Origin of the sequence: Antarctobacter sediminis, from assembly GCF_019218285.1 — a bacterium.
GTDB classification, from domain to species: Bacteria; Pseudomonadota; Alphaproteobacteria; order Rhodobacterales; family Rhodobacteraceae; genus Antarctobacter; species Antarctobacter sediminis.
Window position 1 is genome coordinate 17994 of record NZ_JAHUZG010000011.1, and the last position, 16329, is coordinate 34322.

Here is a 16329-nt window from a genome sequence, read left to right on the forward strand (position 1 = left end):
GACGCTTTGAGCCATTTAGTTTCCAAAATGGATAAGTGAATTGTTGGACCGTCGGATCAAGTTGCGCCACCTCGAAACCGTGACCGCCATTGCCCGGCAGGGCAGTCTCAAAGGGGCCTGTGCCGAGTTGAACCTGACGCAACCGGCGCTGTCCAAGACGCTCAAGGAACTGGAAGAGATCCTTGGCGCCGCGCTGATGACCCGTGACCGAGGCGGTGTCCGCCTGACTCCGGAGGGCGAGGTTTTCCTTGAGTTTGCAGGGCAAAGCCTTGCGGCGCTGCGCCGCGGGGTTTCGGGCGTGACCGAACTGCGCGAAGGCGGGGCCGAGGTGCTGCGCGTCGGCGCCCTGCCCAGCGTCGCGGTGCGCCTGATGCCGCGCGTGGTGACGCGGTTTCGCAAAGTGTCGCCCTCGACCCGGCTTGTTCTGCGCGACGGAGCCCACGGTGCCCTGACCCGCGATCTGCAATCCGGGGCACTGGACCTTGTGATCGGCCGTATGGGCACGCCGGACATGATGGCCGGCATTTCCTTTACCCAACTTTACCAAGAGCGGGTGATCTGCGTGACCCGCGCGGATCATCCGTTGATCGGCCATGCAGCCCTGTCTCCTCAGGACCTGATCGACTGGCCCGTCCTCTACCCTCCCGAAGGCGCGGCCATTCGTCCGTTGGTCGACCAATGGTGCCTGTCTCAGGGACTTGGCCCTTTCCCCGACCGCATCGACTGTGTATCAGGCGCGTTCGGACGGCGATTTCTACGCCATTCGGACATGTTGTGGTTCATTTCCGAAGGCGTGGTCGCGCCGGAAATCGACGATGGCGCATTGGCGGCTTTGCCGCTGGATCTTGATTTGACGGCGGGCCCCGTCGGATTGATGACCCGCCCTGACAGCGCCGCATCGCGCAGTCGCCAGCTTTTTGAACGCGCCCTCCGACACGAAGCAGAGTCTTTACCAATATCGTGACGCCGAATCGTATTCGTCCACAACTTAATGCGGCTTTCACCAAAATATCGCTTTACACACCCCCATTTGGACAGGCACCATATTTGGTAAGGGCGTGGGGATAGCCCGCAGACCCTAGAGCAGGCAGCAAGCGTTGGGGGCGACTCGGTCACCTTGGCGCTATAACCAAAGGGGTGTCCATATGGCCCTGTCCGAGCAGTATCTCACCGACGACTTGCATCCGATCGACGTTGTCGAGCACATCGCCGAGTTCAACGAATGGGATTTCGACCGCATCGCGGACGACCAGATCGCCATGGCGGTCGAAGGCCAATGGCGGACCTACTCGATCACGCTTGCCTGGTCCGCCTATGACGAAACCCTGCGCATGATCTGCACCTTCGAGATGGAACCGCCCGAAGCGCGGTTGCCGGAACTTTACGAAGGTCTGAACGCCATCAATGACCAATGCTGGGCCGGAGCTTTCAGCTATTGGGCGGAACAGAAACTGATGGTCTACAAATACGGGCTGGTTCTGGCGGGCGGCAATGTTGCAAGCGCCGAACAGATCGACACGATGATCACCGCCGCCGTGCTGAGTTCGGAACGCTATTACCCCGCCTTCCAGCTGATGGTCTGGACAGACAAAACCGCAAAAGAAGCCATGCAGGTGGCGATTGCCGAAGCCTACGGCCGCGCCTGACCACCTCAAATAACAGAGATCCCAAGCACTGGACTGGGGCGGCGCGACGGCGCCGCCCTTTTTCTGTTCTGCCCTGAATTTTCCTTGAGTTGCAGGCAGCGCCCGGCAATTCTACCGATACAAGAAAACCCAGGGAGAGAGATCATGAAATACCGCCTTTCGGCGCTGGCTATTCTATTGGCCGGCGCCAGCCCGGCCTTTGCCCAACAAGACGCGGCCAGCTGCGCCGCCCTGCGTGACACGGTGTTTTCGGCCGGTCACGTCACCACCGCCCGCGTGGTCGAGGCCGAGGGCCTGCCTGCCTATTGCGAGGTCCGCGCGACCGCCCTGCCCGCGATCAACATCGAGGTGCGCCTGCCAATGGAAGGCTGGAACGGCAAGTATTACCAAGCGGGCTGCGGCGGTTTCTGCGGCATCCTTGGCCGTGCCGATGCCGGGGGGAGTTGGATCAATGCCATGCGCCCCGGGCTGGAGCGCGGCTATGCCACGGCCACCTCGGACAGTGGCCACCATGCGCTGTCAGTCGTGGATGCGGGCTGGGCGCACAACAACCCGCATGCGGAACGCGACTGGGGCTGGCGGTCCATCGGTGAAACCAACCGCGTCGCGCAGATCATGATCGAAGCCTTCTACGGCGATGCCTCGCAACAGGCGATCTTTCAGGGCTGTTCGACCGGCGGGCGCATGGCCCATGTCGCCGCCCAGCGCTATCCCGAGATGTTCGATGGCATCATCTCTGGCGCGCCCGCGATGGACTACACCGGGCTGGTGGCGACCAAGATGGCCTGGCTGGTGCAGGCCAATACCGCACCCGATGGCAGTCAGATCCTTGGTCCGGACGAAGCCAAGCTGATTGGTGACGCGGTGCTGGAACAATGCGACGGCGTCGACGGGGCCGAGGATGGCGCCATTGCAGACCCGCGCGCCTGCACCGTCGACTACAGCGGCCTTGGCCTCAGCAACCAGCAGATGGACACCCTGATGAAATGGCGCGACGGTCCGCGCAATGCCGCCGGAGAGCAGCTGTATCCCGGTGGCGTGCCCGAAGGCTCCGAGCCTTTCTGGTGGCTCTGGCTGACCGGCAACGGCAAGGGTGGCGGCAAGTTGGTCCCGGCCTTTGTCGGTGGCTTTGGCCGCTACATGGCCTTCCCGGTCGATCCCGGCCCGGAATGGACTCCGATGGAGTTCGATTTCGAAACCGATCCGGCGCGGCTGTCCACCATGGCAAAGGTCTATAACGGCGACAGCCCGGACCTGTCCAAGTTCAGCGAAGCGGGCGGCAAGATGATCGTCTGGCACGGGTGGGCCGATGCCATCGTCACCCCCTACAAGACCGTGGACTGGTACGAAAAGGCCGCTGCGGCGGCAGGCGGCGAAGAGGTGCTGAAGGAAAACGTCGCGCTTTTCATGGTTCCCGGCGTCGACCATTGCGGCATCCTGCCCGGCCCGGACGGCATCAACGCCGCCGCGCTGGACCCGATGACCCCGCTGGAAGCCTGGCTGAACGACGGCACCGCCCCCGCGTCAATCATGGCCGAGTGATGTTGCTCCTCGTCTCTGGCGGGCCTAGTGTCCGCCGGAGATTTCTCAGGGGGACATCATGCAGGACAGCGAACTGGCACGGCGCGGGCTGGCGCTTTTGGGATGTGGAAAGATGGGGTCCGCCATGCTGGCGGGCTGGCTGGCACGCGGCTTGCCCGCAAGCTCTGTCCGGGTACAGGATCCCTACCCCTCGGATTGGCTCAAGGAGCAGGGCGTCCTCATCAACGAAGGATTTGGCGACAGCCCCGCCGTCGTCCTGATCGCGGTCAAACCGCAGATGATGGGCGAGGCGCTGCCCGCGCTGCAATCGCTGCCCAAGGGCGACACGCTGTTTGTGTCCGTTGCCGCGGGCACCCCGATCACCACCTATGAAGCCCACCTTGGCGGCGTTCCCATCGTGCGCGCCATGCCCAACACGCCCGCCGCCGTGGGCAAGGGCATCACTGCGATCATCGGCAACAGCCATGCCACCGCGGCGCATCTGGACCAGGCAGAAGACCTGCTGTCCGCCGTGGGCGAAGTTGTCCGGCTGGAAAGCGAGAGCCAGATGGATGCCGTGACCGGCGTCAGCGGCTCTGGCCCGGCCTATGTCTTTCACATGATCGAATGCCTTGCAAAGGCGGGTGAAGCCGAGGGGCTTGCACCCGATCTGGCCATGTCGCTGGCTCGTGCCACAGTTGCGGGCGCAGGGGCGCTGGCCAAGGAATCTGGCGAAGATCCCGCGCAACTGCGCCGCAATGTGACCTCGCCCAATGGCACCACGCAGGCCGGGTTGGACGTATTGATGAACGAAGACAAGGGGCTGCCACCGCTGATCCGCGCGACCGTGGCCGCCGCAAGCAACCGATCAAAGGAACTGGCGAATGGATGAAATCAGCTTTGACGATTTTCTCAAGGTGGACATCCGCCTTGGCACCGTGATCCGCGCCGAACCTTTCCCCGAGGCGCGCAAACCGGCCATCAAGCTCTGGATCGACTTCGGCCCCGAGATTGGCGAAAAGAAAAGCTCGGCCCAGATCACCGTGCATTACGACCCGGAAACCTTGGTCGGAAAACAGGTCATGGCCGTGGTCAATTTCCCCCCGCGCCAGATCGGCCCCATGCGGTCCGAAGTTCTGGTGCTGGGCGTGGCCGACGAAACCGGCGCAATCGTGCTGATCGGCCCGGACAAGGCGGCCCCCAACGGAACGCGTATGCACTGACGCTGGCGCAAGCGGCAGGCGGCGGATATGAGTATTTGGACCAAGAAGAAGCCCTGAAGCGGGTTTCGTGACAGCGGAGAAAGAGCCATGACAACGCCCGCGATCACCGGCCACGGGGTTTTCACCCCCGAGCTCAGCATCTCGAACGATGAACTTGTCGTGGCCTTCAATGCCTATGCCGACCTTTGGAACGCCGAGAACGCGCAGGCGATCGACGCGGGCGAGGTCGCGGCGATGGATCATTCCAGTGCTGATTTCATCTTTTCCGCCTCGGGGATCGAGCGCCGGTTTGTCATGGACAAGGACGGTGTTCTGGACCCGACCCGCATGTATCCGCGCCTGCCCGCCCGTCCCGACGAGGCGCCGGGCATCATGGCGGAAATGGCGCTGGATGCCTGTCGCAAGGCACTGGAAATGGCGGGCCGCAAGGGTGAGGATATCGACCTTGTCATCTGCGCCGCTTCGAACCACGAACGGGCCTATCCGGCCATCGCAATCGAGATCCAGCAGTTGCTGGGTGCGGGCGGCTTTGCCTTTGACATGAACGTGGCCTGTTCCTCGGCCACTTTCGGCATTCAGGCGGCCTCGGATATGATCCGCGCGGGCAGCGCGCGCCGCGCGCTGGTGGTCAACCCCGAGATCTGCTCGGGGCACCTGGAATGGCGCGACCGCGATTGCCATTTCATCTTTGGCGATGTCTGTACGGCAGTTGTGATCGAACCGGCCGCCGAGGCGCGGGGCGATCATTGGCTTATCCGGTCCACCCGCTGCGCCACGCAGTTTTCCAACAACATCCGTAACAACAACGGCTTTCTGCGCCGCACACACGACCAGATGGACGACCGGCGCGACATGCAGTTCATGCAGAACGGTCGCAAGGTCTTTAAAGAAGTGCTGCCCATGGTTTCGGCCCATATCCTTGGCCACATCTCGGACGAGGGGTGGCAGGCGGATGAGCTGAAACGGTTGTGGCTGCATCAGGCCAACAAGACGATGAATGATTTCATCGGGAAAAAAGTGTTGGGCCGCGTCCCCGAAGAGGGCGAACAGCCCAACATCCTTCAGGATTACGCCAACACCTCGTCGGCCGGGTCGATCATCGCCTTTTCCAAGCATTCGTCCGACATGGCACCGGGCGACAAAGGTGTGATCTGTTCCTTTGGGGCCGGTTATTCCGTCGGATCGGTTCTGGTCGAACGCGCCTGATCGGCCTCTTCGGCCTCCATCGCCTCTTCCAGCTCTTCGGCTTCGTCCTCGCCACCGGCAAGGGCGGCGGTTTCCGGCGTGATGCCCCGCGCCGGCGCCGATATCTGGAAGGCGGTCTTGTCCTCGTCCCGGACGGCGGCCCGCTGCAGAATCCGCCAGACCGTGTAGAGTATCATGATGACATGAGCGACAATCGTCGTCAGGAACAGGCCCTGCGGCCCTGTGGCGGACATGGCCACACCGGCGATCAGCGGCCCGGCGATATTGCCGATGCCATAGACCATCAACAGCCCACCCGAGACCTGAATCGCCGTGCCTTCGGGCGCGTGGTCATTCGCATGCGCGACGATGATCGGGTACATGGCGTAAATCGCCGCCCCGAAGGCCGAAACCAGAACGAGGTTCATGAACTGGTCCTGCGGTGCCAGCAGGATGAACCCAAGGTCTGCCCCCAAGGCGATCAGTGCCACCGCCACCAGCACCTTGCGCCGGTCCATCCGGTCCGAGGCAAAGCCGATCGGCACCTGTGCCAAGGCCCCCGCCAGAACCGGGATCGAGGCAAAAAGCGCAATCGCCCCCAAGGGCAACCCAACGCCGTTGCCGTAGACAGCGGACAGTGTACCAAAAGAGCCGTTGGAAATCCCCACGAGGAAGACCGCCGCCACCGCCACCGGCGAGTTGCGCCACAGGAGCGGCAGGTTCAGCTTGACCGAGGTCAGCGGCGCGGGCGATTCCGAGGTCGACAGGGCTGTCGGCACCAGAGCCAGCGAATAGACAATCGCCGCCACGGCAAAGAAAAGAAAGCCGCTGGCATCGCCCAGCGCAATCGCCATCTGCCCGGCGGTTGTAGCGCCAAGGTTGACCATCGTGTAGACGCCAAAGATCGTGCCCCGCGACTGAGGCGAGGCCCGATCCGACAGCCAGCTTTCCACGATCATCGCCGCGCCCGCGAAACAGAACCCCGACACGGCGCGCACCGGGATCCAGAACTCGGGCGAGACCAGCAGCGCCTGCAACAGGATCGCCACACCGGCAAAGGCGCACATGACGCCAAAGGCCCGGATATGCCCAACGGCGCCCACGATCCGCGGCACGTAGAGGCAGCCCAGCACGTAGCCCACGGCCCAGCCCGTCCCCAAAAGGCCGAGTTCGGCGGCGCTAAATCCTTCGGCAGCCCCACGAACAGGCAGGATCAGCCCGTGCATCCCGCCTGCAAACAGCAAGAGGGCGGAGCCAAGGAGAAGGGCACTGACGGGAAGTAACTGTCGGATCATGAGGGCAGGTTAGTGAATCGGCCACGTGTCGCAAGAGACCCTTCACCAGAAGTTGCAGGGGACTTCAATACATGCGCGTTGCTGCGTCACTGTCGTGGTTGGCTTGGACCTGCTCGAGGCTCTCTGCGGTCTCGACGCTTGCCTTGACCCAATCCGCCAGTGAGGGCACTCCGTCGAGGTCGGGCCACATCTCTGGCGCCCAGATCCGTGAGCGGGTCGAGGATTTGGAACAATGCATGAAAGCCTGCTGCACCGTCACCACCAGCACAAGATCCGGCAGCTTGCCGTTCACCGCATGGCGCGCGCGAATATCCTCATCCGCCGCGATCTGCCCGGTGCCCGATACGCGCAGGGTCTCTTTGAAGCCGGGGATCAGGAAAAACAGACCAAGGCCAGGGTTCACCAGCAGGTTCTCGAAACTGTCGAGCCGATGATTGCCCAGCCGGTCGGGAATGATCAGCGTATGATCGTCCACCACCTCGACAAAACCCGGCGCGTCCCCTTTGGGCGATATGTCATGCCGTCCATCCGCCCCCACGGTCGAGACCATCACATAGGGTGACCGCGCGATGAAAGCGCGGCCAACTTCATTGATATGCCCCAAGTCCTTGGCGCTGGCATTTCCGTGCCACGGTTCAAGAATCGCGCGCAGCTGTTCGTGCGTGGTAATCGGGTTGGTCAGGGACATGGGCATGCGGCGCTCCTGCTTTGCTCTCAGCAGTCTAAGCCGATTCCCGCATTGCCCCAAACCGGAGCCATACCTCTATTCCGTCGGGTCGCCCATGGCCGCGCGCCAATGCCGCCTGCACAGGCTCACATAGGTTTCATTGCCGCCGATCTGGACCTGTGCACCGTCCGTCAGGATCTCTCCGTTTTCACCTTGCCGAACCACCATCGTGGCTTTGCGCCCGCAATGGCAGATCGTGCGCACCTCGCGCATGACGTCCGCCAGCGCCAGCAGCGCGGCAGAGCCGGGGAACAACTCTCCCCGGAAGTCGACGCGCAGACCGTAGGCCATCACCGGCACTTTCAGGTCATCCACCACGCGCGCCAGTTGCCAGACTTGTTCACGCGTCAGGAACTGTGCCTCGTCGATGAAAACGCAGGCCACCGGCCCCTGTTCCAACCGCGCCGCGATCTTGGTGAACAGATCTGTCGCAGGCCGGAATATGTCTGCGGTCCGTGACAGCCCGATCCGCGAGCCGATCCGCCCCTCGCCAGCGCGGTCGTCGATGGCCGCGGTCAGCAGGTAGGTCTGCATTCCGCGCTCGTTATAGTTGTGGGCCGCCTGCAAGAGCAGCGTCGACTTGCCCGCGTTCATGGTGGAATAGTGAAAATGCAGCTTGGCCATGGCGGGGTCATGCCCCAGCCCCCGACGCATGGCAAGCATCACAAAAGCCGCGCTTACCTACGCACAGGTATAGGATAACGTAGGGTCAAGGCGCCCCAGCGCCTTGACCCGCGCCGAGAAACCGCATGACATTGTGAAAGGACGATAATAATGGGAATGATCTTCGGGCGGTCCCCGGCAAACGGAACCGGGGCAAGGGGGGTTACATGTCGGTCGTAGGACGGTATCTGAAAAAACACATCGAAGCTCTCGTCAAGGATGTAGGGATCGAGGCGGCCTGCGAACTGACCGGCAAGTCCAAGGCGACGCTGGGCCGGTATTATTCTGACTATCCCGAACATGCCGACCGCTTCATGCCCGTGGATGCCGTCGCAGCGTTGGAAGAAGCAGCTTCTTATCCGCATGTGACCGCCGCGCTGGCCGAACTGAAAGGCATTCAGCTGCATTTCGACGACAGCCGCCGCAACTCCAAGTCCTCGGGTGGGGTGAATGCCGATGTCATTGCCCTGTCCCAGCGGTTTGCAATGCTGATGGCCGAATACCAGCAAAGCATCGAGGACGGGATCATCACCGCCAATGAGGCCAAGCGCCTGCTGAAAGAAACCGTCGCCCTGCAAAAGGTGCTGATCGACATGAAGCTGCACCTTGAGGATGAGACGGTCATCTGACCCATGACCACCGAATTTCGGGCCGAACGGCTGATCCTGCACCTGGGCCACGGCAAGACGGGCTCGACCTCGATCCAGCGCTGCCTGCGCAGCTCTGCCCCCCAGTTGATGGCCGCCGGGGTACTGTTTCCCGACCCCGGACGCCACGACAATCACCAATTGCTGTTCCCGCATCTGCATGGCGACCTGCCCGACGATCCCGTGCAGATGGCTTCATTGGCGGATACCGTCCAGGAGGCGCGCGCCAATGCCAGCCGCCTGTGGGAGGATCTTCTGACGCAGATCGCCCGGGAGAAGCCCCGCACAATCGTCCTGAGCTGTGAGAACCAGTTCAGACCGCTGCCGACAGAGGCATTGGCACGGTTGACCGAAAACTGCGCCCGGATCGCCAAACGGACGGATGTTGTGGCCTATCTGCGCAGCCCTGCCCCCTTTTTCCTGTCGAATGTGCAGCAGGACATCAAGAAACGGCCAGAGTTCCGGCCCATATCCCCCAGCCGCATCCGCGACACGCTGGAACCCTTTGTCGATCACGGGCCCGGTCCCGTTCACGCACGCCGCTTTGCGCGCGATCACCTTCTGGGCGGGGATGTCGTGGTTGATTTCGTCAGCCGTTTCCTGCCCGAACTGGATCCCGATGCGCTGGCACGAGGCAGCGAAGAGGACAATACCTCGGTTTCGGCCGAGGCGATGACACTGTTGCAACAGGTGTTTCGCGGCACCCGCGAATTGCCCCGACGATATGCCGAGGACAAGAAAGCACTGCGCAAGATCATCGTGGCCATGGATGCCGAGGTTCCCGGTGCCAAACGACCCGGCCTGTTTCCGCAGGTTCGCGCGATTTGCGAGGCCCGGGTCACCGATCTGGAATGGACCCAACACGCACTGGATGTAAGCTTTCCGGACATGGGCGCACCCGAAATGCCCCAGCCAGAGGCCGAGGCGCTGTTTTCCGAGTTGCGTGATGTGGCGCAGATCTGTGCCGTTGACGATACCCGTGTCGAGGCGCTGTGGCAGGCCAGCCTGTCACGCGCCAAGGCAAGGTCCCGCCCGTGGTCGCGGCTGTTCCGCCCATAAGGCGGGCAGCGGTCAGACCAACCGCCCCCACAGGTCGTATTCTCCTGTTTCGTCCACTTCGACGGTGACGATCTGTCCCGGTTCCAGTGCCCCGGCCCCCTCGTCGATGAACAGGTTGCCATCGATTTCCGGCGCATCGGCCTTGGTTCGGCAGGTGGCGACGCCCTCTTCATCCACCTCATCGACGATGACCTCGATCCGCTGGCCCAGTCTGGCGGCCAGCTTGGCTTCGGAAATCGCTTGCGCCTTTTCCATGAACCGCGCCCAGCGTTCGGCCTTGATCTCTTCGGGCACGTGATCGGGCAGCGCATTGGCCCGCGCCCCCGCAACGTTTTCGTATTGAAAGCAGCCGACACGGTCCAGTTGCGCCTCGTCCAGCCAGTCCAGCAGAGTTTGGAACTCCTCCTCGGTCTCGCCCGGATAACCAACGATAAAGGTCGATCGCAGGGTGATTTCAGGGCAAATCGCGCGCCAAGCGGCGATTTCATCCAGCGTGCGGGTGGCCGCCGCAGGCCGCGCCATGCGGCGCAGCGTGTCCGGGTGGGCGTGCTGGAACGGAATGTCGAGATAGGGCAAAACAAGCCCCTCGGCCATCATCGGGATCAGCTCGCGCACGTAGGGATAAGGATAGACGTAATGCATCCGCACCCAAGCGCCGAGCGACCCGAGGTCGCGTGCAAGGTCAAGCAGCGGGAACTTGGATTCGCGGTCTTTCCAGTCGGTGCCATAGGCGCTGGTATCCTGACTGATGACCAGCAGTTCCTTCACCCCGGCCTCGACCAGCTTTTCCGCCTCGCGCAGCACGGCGCGGTGCGGGCGGCTGACCAGTTTGCCGCGCATGTCGGGGATCACGCAGAACTTGCAGGCGTGATTGCAGCCTTCTGAAATCTTCAGATAGCTGAAATGGCGCGGGGTCAGGCTAACACCGCTGGCGGGCAGCAGGTCGATGAAAGGGTCCGGATCGGGCGGAACGGCGGCATGGACCGCGTCCAGCACCTGTTCATATTGATGCGGGCCGGTGACAGCCAGCACCTTGGGATGCGCGCCCGTGATATACTCGGGTTCGGCCCCAAGGCAGCCGGTGACGATCACGCGGCCGTTCTCGTTCAGCGCCTCGCCGATGGCCTCAAGGCTTTCGGCCTTGGCGCTGTCCAGAAACCCGCAGGTGTTGACGATCACCGCATCGGCGCCGGAATAATCCGGAGAGATGCCATAGCCCTCGGCCCGCAGGCGGGTCAGGATACGCTCGCTGTCCACCAGCGCCTTGGGGCAGCCAAGGCTGACCATGCCAATGGTTGGCTGGCCGGGGCGGGCGGTTTCGGTCACGCGCGCGCGGGCAAGGTCCGGGCGCAAGTCAGGAGGATTCTGGGTCATGGCGCGTCATAGCGTGGCAAGGGCAATTGGGGAAGGTGGCAGGTGATGGGCTGGCAACATCTGGAACGGATCGCCGGAGCAGAGGACGGACTGCACGTAGATATCGAAAGCGATGGCGCAGGGCAGTTTCGATACGTATTTTGCAGTTGGATGCCCGCCGGGCCAGAAGATGAGGGCGCACTTGGCGATGGCTTTTGGATGGCCCAGGAGGTTTCGGGCCGCTACGGCTGGCTGGACACATGCCGGACAGACGCAAAACGCGCCCTGCAACTGCGGGGCGCGTCTGAATAGCTGATGATCGTTGGCCAGTATCAGCGGCGGCGGTCGCGCCGCGCGCTCATCGGCTGGAAGGCCACGCCGACATGGGCCTCGCAATAGGGTTTGCCCTGCTGAACGGGCAGACCGCAGAACCAGAAATCCTCGGTCGCGGGGTCGCCCACGGGCCATTTGCAGGTCCGCTCGGTCAGCTCCATCAGGGTCAGCTTCTTGGATTTCTTCTCGACCTCGTTGACCTTGGCCAGCGCCTCGGGGCTGATCTCGTTGGTCGAGGGCTGCGGCGGCAGCGGTTGACCGGCCGGGATGATCTGCTTGCGGGCCGGGCTGACCGCCGGGGTGGCGGCCACTGCCTGCGCGGGTTTGGGTTCCGGCGCGGGTTCGGGCTTGTTGGCCGCAGGCGCAGGTTTCGGCGCAGGCTTGGCCTTGGCTGCCGCGGGCTGCGGTTTGGGCTCGGGCTTGGCTTCGGTCGCGGCGGGCGCGGCGCCGGCGCGGTTCGACAAACCGAGGCGGTGAACCTTGCCAATCACGGCGTTGCGCGTCACCCCGCCCAGTTCCTTTGCGATCTGGCTGGCAGACTGGCCTTCCGACCACATCTTCTTGAGCAGTTCAACGCGTTCATCGGTCCACGACATGAGGCATCCTCAGCGAAAAAAGCGGCCACGTAGTGGGGCCGCCTGATGTTTCCTTGGGTGGCCCTATTTTAATCATGAACGCAGCAGTTACAAGGCGGCGAGCAGAAATGGAGTCACCATGTCAGATCAATTTGCCTATGAACCCGGCGCCCGTCGTTTCGGACGTGTCAACTGGCTGGGATTTTACACCCTCTGCAAGCGCGAGATCCTGCGTTTCACCAATGTCTGGACCCAGACCCTGCTGGCGCCTCTGGTGACCGCGGGCCTGTTCCTGATGATCTTTACCATCGCCATCGGCCCCCAGCGGGGTGAGGTCATGGGTGTGCCCTTTACCACCTTCATCGCGCCGGGAATCCTCATGATGACGGTGATCCAGAATGCCTTTGCCAACACATCCAGTTCCCTGATGATCTCAAAGGTTCAGGGAAACATCGTTGATACCTTGATGCCGCCCTTGTCCGCAGGCGAAGTGGTTCTGGGATATGTCATCGGCGGCACAATCCGGGGCCTCTGCGTGGCGGTGGCCCTTTTGGTGACCTTTGCCGTGGCGCTGGGGATCGTTCCACAGGCACCATTGGTCACTTTGGCCTTTGTGACATTGGGTGCGGCCTTCCTGTCGGCTCTTGGATTGATCGCGGCAATCTTTTCGCAGAAATTCGATCAGATGGCGGCAATCACAAATTTCATCATCACGCCCCTGGCCTTTTTGTCCGGCACTTTCTACTCGGTCGAGGCCCTGCCAAAAGGATTGTATCAGGTAACGCACCTCAACCCGGTCTTTTACCTGATCGACGGAGCACGCTGGGGGGTGATCGGCGTATCGGACACCGGGCCTGCGGTAGGATTTGCCGTGGCCCTTCTGGCAACCCTTGCGGCATGCCTTGCCGCATGGGCGCTGTTCCGACGGGGAACCCGGCTGAAATCGTGATCGTGGCCGTCGCCCGACCTCGGCGATCAGGTCGGGCTTGGCAAAGACATGTGGTTTTGCGGCTGGTGTCTTGGGTCTTGGGACCTGTGTTTGGGCGAGTTTGAGGTTCGACGCTTTTTGTGTCTGTTGAGATTTCGCACGTATGTCAGCCGCGCCCCAATCGGGCGCGGCTTGGTTTTTATCCGGTTTCGAAGGCTCGTCGCGAACGAGACCGGGACACACTGGTTCGGGCGTCAGCGCCCCACCCATCGCGAAACACTGTCGTCAGCTTGGTGACAGGCGGTTGTGGAGCCTTGATCCGGCCCGTCCCTCGCCCCCGAACTACAACTGGAACAGACCCAAGGCATTCACCACCTCGTGCTTTGTTGCCTCGGTGCGCTCTCGCGCCCGTTCCGTGCCCTCTTTGATCACCTCAAGAACGTAGCCACGATCTTCGGACAGCTGCGCCCTGCGCTTGCGGATTGGGGCAATTAGCTCCTGAAGGATGCCTTCCAGACGCGCCTTGATATTGCCATCTCCAAGCCCGCCGCGCTGATAGTGCGCCTTGAGGTCGGCAAGCCCGTCCTGATCCGGGTCGAAGGCATCGAGATAGCTAAAGACAACATTGCCCTCGACACAGCCCGGGTCCTCGACACGCAGGTGGTTGGGATCGGTGAACATCGCCCGGACGGAATTTCGGATTTCCGATGGTGACGCGGAGAGCGCAATGGCGTTGCCACCGGATTTCGACATCTTGGCCTTGCCGTCGACGCCTGGCAACCGGCCCGCCTTCGGGATAATCGCCTGAGCCTCCGGCAACACGGCGCAGCCCGCGGTTGCGTTGATGCGCCGCACGATCTCGTTCGTTTGCTCGATGAGCGGGGCCTGGTCCTCGCCGACCGGCACAACCGTCGCCTTGAAAGCGGTAATGTCCGCCGCCTGCGCCGCCGGATAACAGAGAAATCCGGCAGGAATGTCGCGCCCGAATCCACGCGCGCGGATTTCGTCCTTGATCGTCGGGTTCCGTTCAAGCCGCGCCACGGTGACGAAGTTGAGGTAAAGCATCGACAGTTCGGCCAGTGCGGGAAGATGCGATTGCAGACAGATCGTGGTGCGAGCGGGATCAATGCCCACGGCCAGATAGTCCAGCGCGACTTCGATCACGTTGCGCCGCACCTTCTCCGTATCATGCGCGTTGTCGGTCAGCGCCTGGGTATCCGCAAGCAGCAGGAATTGCTCGTGTGTGTCTTGGTATCGCAGCCGGTTGGCCAGCGAGCCGGCATAGTGCCCGATGTGCAGCGGCCCGGTGGTGCGGTCACCTGTCAGAATGGTTGGTCTGTTCATTTTACGTCTTCTCTTGAAAAGAGAGGCCGCGCATCGGGAAGCTTGGAAAACAAAAGGCCGCCCTCGCGGCGGCCTCGGAATACGATCGGTCATCCAGCCACCTTGTCAGGAGGCCAGCCACCAAGTGATTGCGATGATTGTCGTGTTTTCCATGTGAAGATCTCTATCGACGGCGAAGGCACTCGTCAATCAACTGGCGGCGCCGAGGGCGGGATTCGTAACCGGTGTCCCGGCCCCACGTTGTAGCCTCCATCCGGTGCTGCGAGATCTTGCTCACCTCAGAGTGGGGAGTGCGTTTCGCAATGTGCGCTACAAATTCGTTTCTCAAATCGTTGGGCGTGGAGATCTACGCGTCGGGTCACGCCATGCTGATGCCCTCGCAGCGCGTCCGGATACTGGTGGCGACAAAGCCGATGGATTTCCGCAAAGGCCATGACGGCCTGGCATCGCTGGTGCAGTCAGCGCTGGCGGAAGATCCGTCCACCGGCACGGTCTTTGTGTTCCGCGCCAAACGGGCGGACAGGTTGAGATCCTTTTCTGGGACGGCAGCGGACTTGTGACGGCTTACAGGCGGCTGGCCGAGCACCTGAAAGGGACGGGCAAGCTGTTCATGGACGAGACCACGGCGCCGGTCCTGGACCCGGGCCGCGGCCGGACAAAGACCAGGTATCTCTGGGCGCTGGCCCGAGACGACAGGGGATGGAGCGGCGATGACCCGCCCGGCGTGGTCTTCACCTATGCCCCGGGCTGAACGCGGAACAGATCCTGCAGGGCTTCGATAGCATCCTGCAGCTGGACGGATACAACCGGCTGACGCGCCCTCGCGGAAGTGCGGCGCGCCGGTCACCGTCCCGCCTTGCTGGGCGCTTGCCCGCAGGAAGCTGAAGGAAGTCTTCGACCGTGACGGATCGGAGATCGCCGCCGAGGGGCTGGGCCGGATTGCGGAGCTCTACGAATCGAGGGTGAGATCCGCGGTATGGGCCCCGGCCAGCGGCTGACCGCCCGGCAGACCCGCACAGCGCCGCTGGTCACCGGGTTCGGAGAATGGCTGCAGAGCCAGCGCCGCCGAGTCTCCTCAAAGTCGCGTCTCGGAGAGAGGCTGGCCTACATCCACCGTCAGTGGGACGGGCTGCAGACCTTCCTCCGCGACGGCCGCGTCGGGATCGACTCCAATGCTGTCGAGAACCTGATCCGCCCTATCGCCCTCACAAAAAAGAACGCCCTCTTCGCCGGGCATGATGAAGGCGGCCGAGCCTGGGACCGCATCGCTTCACTCATCGCGACGGTGAAGATCAACGGCGTCGAGCCCTTCGCCACCCTCGACGCCATCACTGCAGGTCACCCCGCCAGCCGGGTCGATGAACTCGTTCCCTGGAACTTCATACAGTCAAGCTGATCCCGCGTGAGCCGGGAGCAACGCTTACAGAGATTCCGGCAACCAAGACAATGCTTGATAGCACTTGCGCCCCAATCCGGACTTTCCCAGTGTTGGCCAAGGGCACAGAGCCCTCATTATAACATGTCTGGCGATCTGTTGGCCGTTCCGTCGGAGCGTGACAGTGACGGCTATCATCTTTCCCCTGACCTCAGAGTTGCCCGGCGGATGTTCCTGCCGGACTGCCTTCGGGTCGTGGCTGGCATATCAGAAGGTCTGTTTATACCCGTTCTTTTTTGTTGATGTTTTTTTTGGATATTTTGACTTTGGAATGTCAAAAAGGCCGCGACCCTTTCAGGTGCGGCCTGGTTTTTTAATTTGGTTGCGGGGGTAGGATTTGAACCTACGACCTTCAGGTTATGAGCCTGACGAGCTACCGGGCTGCTCCACCCCGC

Annotated in this window: 17 protein-coding genes and 1 pseudogene; 12 read left to right on the plus strand and 6 right to left on the minus strand. The window is 62.4% G+C overall.

Features of this window, described 5'->3' with window-relative positions:
• Window positions 1-43 precede the first annotated feature (43 nt).
• The 6 genes from pcaQ to KJP30_RS24400 all read left to right on the plus strand — a co-directional run bounded on the left by pcaQ (window position 44) and on the right by KJP30_RS24400 (window position 5596).
• Complete coding sequence (gene pcaQ, locus KJP30_RS24375) at window positions 44-964, plus strand: pca operon transcription factor PcaQ (RefSeq protein ID WP_343222814.1); 921 nt, start codon at window positions 44-46, stop codon at window positions 962-964.
• Window positions 965-1145: 181 nt separating this feature from the next.
• Window positions 1146-1646 (plus strand): type III secretion system chaperone family protein, encoded by a 501-nt coding sequence (locus tag KJP30_RS24380; protein WP_218452159.1) that lies wholly within the window; start codon window positions 1146-1148, stop codon window positions 1644-1646.
• 144 nt (window positions 1647-1790) lie between these two features.
• Window positions 1791-3188, plus strand: a complete 1398-nt coding sequence (locus tag KJP30_RS24385) for a tannase/feruloyl esterase family alpha/beta hydrolase (RefSeq protein WP_218452160.1) — start codon at window positions 1791-1793, stop codon at window positions 3186-3188.
• Window positions 3189-3246: 58 nt separating this feature from the next.
• Complete coding sequence (proC, locus tag KJP30_RS24390; protein ID WP_218452161.1) at window positions 3247-4059, plus strand: pyrroline-5-carboxylate reductase; 813 nt, start codon at window positions 3247-3249, stop codon at window positions 4057-4059.
• Complete coding sequence (locus KJP30_RS24395) at window positions 4052-4390, plus strand: tRNA-binding protein (RefSeq protein WP_218452162.1); 339 nt, start codon at window positions 4052-4054, stop codon at window positions 4388-4390. The genes proC and KJP30_RS24395 overlap by 8 nt, the downstream gene beginning before the upstream one ends.
• Window positions 4391-4477: 87 nt before the next feature.
• Window positions 4478-5596: a beta-ketoacyl-ACP synthase III gene (locus tag KJP30_RS24400; protein ID WP_218452163.1), complete on the plus strand. Its 1119-nt coding sequence runs from the start codon at window positions 4478-4480 to the stop codon at window positions 5594-5596.
• On the opposite strand, the gene KJP30_RS24405 is transcribed toward KJP30_RS24400, so the two are convergent.
• From KJP30_RS24405 to KJP30_RS24415, 3 genes are all read right to left on the minus strand, one after another.
• Window positions 5560-6870 (minus strand): MFS transporter, encoded by a 1311-nt coding sequence (locus tag KJP30_RS24405; protein ID WP_218452164.1) that lies wholly within the window; start codon window positions 6868-6870, stop codon window positions 5560-5562. The genes KJP30_RS24400 and KJP30_RS24405 overlap by 37 nt on opposite strands.
• A 64-nt stretch (window positions 6871-6934) precedes the next feature.
• Entirely contained in the window at window positions 6935-7564 is a 630-nt protein-coding gene (locus KJP30_RS24410) for an MSMEG_1061 family FMN-dependent PPOX-type flavoprotein (protein WP_218452165.1), read from the minus strand.
• Between the two features lie 69 nt (window positions 7565-7633).
• Window positions 7634-8221, minus strand: a complete 588-nt coding sequence (locus KJP30_RS24415; protein WP_218452166.1) for a thymidine kinase — start codon at window positions 8219-8221, stop codon at window positions 7634-7636.
• Window positions 8222-8427: 206 nt separating this feature from the next.
• Here KJP30_RS24415 and KJP30_RS24420 point away from each other — a divergent pair, with 206 nt between their 5' ends.
• Window positions 8428-8889, plus strand: a complete 462-nt coding sequence (locus tag KJP30_RS24420; protein WP_218452167.1) for a hypothetical protein — start codon at window positions 8428-8430, stop codon at window positions 8887-8889.
• 3 nt (window positions 8890-8892) lie between these two features.
• Complete coding sequence (locus KJP30_RS24425) at window positions 8893-9966, plus strand: hypothetical protein (protein ID WP_218452168.1); 1074 nt, start codon at window positions 8893-8895, stop codon at window positions 9964-9966.
• Between the two features lie 12 nt (window positions 9967-9978).
• Here the strand turns inward: KJP30_RS24425 and rimO are convergent, their stop codons facing one another.
• The gene (rimO, locus tag KJP30_RS24430; protein WP_218452169.1) at window positions 9979-11340 is read right to left on the minus strand and encodes a 30S ribosomal protein S12 methylthiotransferase RimO; all 1362 of its coding nucleotides are present in this window, start codon (window positions 11338-11340) and stop codon (window positions 9979-9981) included.
• 45 nt (window positions 11341-11385) lie between these two features.
• Here rimO and KJP30_RS24435 point away from each other — a divergent pair, with 45 nt between their 5' ends.
• Window positions 11386-11631 carry a hypothetical protein gene (locus tag KJP30_RS24435; protein ID WP_218452170.1) on the plus strand — a complete coding sequence of 82 codons (246 nt, stop codon included), beginning with the start codon at window positions 11386-11388 and terminating at the stop codon, window positions 11629-11631.
• 20 nt (window positions 11632-11651) lie between these two features.
• On the opposite strand, the gene KJP30_RS24440 is transcribed toward KJP30_RS24435, so the two are convergent.
• The gene (locus KJP30_RS24440) at window positions 11652-12248 is read right to left on the minus strand and encodes a GcrA family cell cycle regulator (RefSeq protein WP_218452171.1); all 597 of its coding nucleotides are present in this window, start codon (window positions 12246-12248) and stop codon (window positions 11652-11654) included.
• A gap of 118 nt (window positions 12249-12366) precedes the next feature.
• On the opposite strand from KJP30_RS24440, the gene KJP30_RS24445 reads away from it, so the two are divergent.
• A complete protein-coding gene (locus tag KJP30_RS24445; protein WP_218452172.1) occupies window positions 12367-13176 on the plus strand; it encodes an ABC transporter permease in 810 nt (269 codons plus the stop codon).
• A 321-nt stretch (window positions 13177-13497) separates the two neighbouring features.
• On the opposite strand, the gene trpS is transcribed toward KJP30_RS24445, so the two are convergent.
• Window positions 13498-14592 carry a tryptophan--tRNA ligase gene (trpS, locus tag KJP30_RS24450; protein ID WP_425515731.1) on the minus strand — a complete coding sequence of 365 codons (1095 nt, stop codon included), beginning with the start codon at window positions 14590-14592 and terminating at the stop codon, window positions 13498-13500.
• Between the two features lie 245 nt (window positions 14593-14837).
• Between trpS and tnpB the strand changes: the two genes are divergently transcribed.
• A complete protein-coding gene (tnpB, locus tag KJP30_RS24990; protein WP_343222815.1) occupies window positions 14838-15059 on the plus strand; it encodes an IS66 family insertion sequence element accessory protein TnpB in 222 nt (73 codons plus the stop codon).
• A pseudogene (gene tnpC / locus KJP30_RS25240) lies at window positions 15029-15895 on the plus strand (IS66 family transposase). Before tnpB ends, tnpC begins: the two are co-directional and overlap by 31 nt.
• Window positions 15896-16329 lie beyond the last annotated feature (434 nt).

Excerpts from the sequence above, each read along its gene's own strand:
- KJP30_RS24440 (WP_218452171.1), bottom strand. The coding sequence starts at position 12,248 with ATGTCGTGGACCGATGAACGCGTTGAACTGCTCAAGAAGATGTGGTCG.
- KJP30_RS24425 (WP_218452168.1), top strand. The coding sequence starts at position 8,893 with ATGACCACCGAATTTCGGGCCGAACGGCTGATCCTGCACCTGGGCCAC.
- KJP30_RS24420 (WP_218452167.1), top strand. The coding sequence starts at position 8,428 with ATGTCGGTCGTAGGACGGTATCTGAAAAAACACATCGAAGCTCTCGTC.
- KJP30_RS24380 (WP_218452159.1), top strand. The coding sequence starts at position 1,146 with ATGGCCCTGTCCGAGCAGTATCTCACCGACGACTTGCATCCGATCGAC.
- KJP30_RS24405 (WP_218452164.1), bottom strand. The coding sequence starts at position 6,870 with ATGATCCGACAGTTACTTCCCGTCAGTGCCCTTCTCCTTGGCTCCGCC.
- trpS (WP_425515731.1), bottom strand. The coding sequence starts at position 14,592 with ATGACCGATCGTATTCCGAGGCCGCCGCGAGGGCGGCCTTTTGTTTTC.
- rimO (WP_218452169.1), bottom strand. The coding sequence starts at position 11,340 with ATGACCCAGAATCCTCCTGACTTGCGCCCGGACCTTGCCCGCGCGCGC.
- KJP30_RS24395 (WP_218452162.1), top strand. The coding sequence starts at position 4,052 with ATGGATGAAATCAGCTTTGACGATTTTCTCAAGGTGGACATCCGCCTT.
- KJP30_RS24435 (WP_218452170.1), top strand. The coding sequence starts at position 11,386 with ATGGGCTGGCAACATCTGGAACGGATCGCCGGAGCAGAGGACGGACTG.
- KJP30_RS24400 (WP_218452163.1), top strand. The coding sequence starts at position 4,478 with ATGACAACGCCCGCGATCACCGGCCACGGGGTTTTCACCCCCGAGCTC.
- KJP30_RS24385 (WP_218452160.1), top strand. The coding sequence starts at position 1,791 with ATGAAATACCGCCTTTCGGCGCTGGCTATTCTATTGGCCGGCGCCAGC.
- proC (WP_218452161.1), top strand. The coding sequence starts at position 3,247 with ATGCAGGACAGCGAACTGGCACGGCGCGGGCTGGCGCTTTTGGGATGT.
- KJP30_RS24445 (WP_218452172.1), top strand. The coding sequence starts at position 12,367 with ATGTCAGATCAATTTGCCTATGAACCCGGCGCCCGTCGTTTCGGACGT.
- KJP30_RS24415 (WP_218452166.1), bottom strand. The coding sequence starts at position 8,221 with ATGGCCAAGCTGCATTTTCACTATTCCACCATGAACGCGGGCAAGTCG.
- KJP30_RS24410 (WP_218452165.1), bottom strand. The coding sequence starts at position 7,564 with ATGCCCATGTCCCTGACCAACCCGATTACCACGCACGAACAGCTGCGC.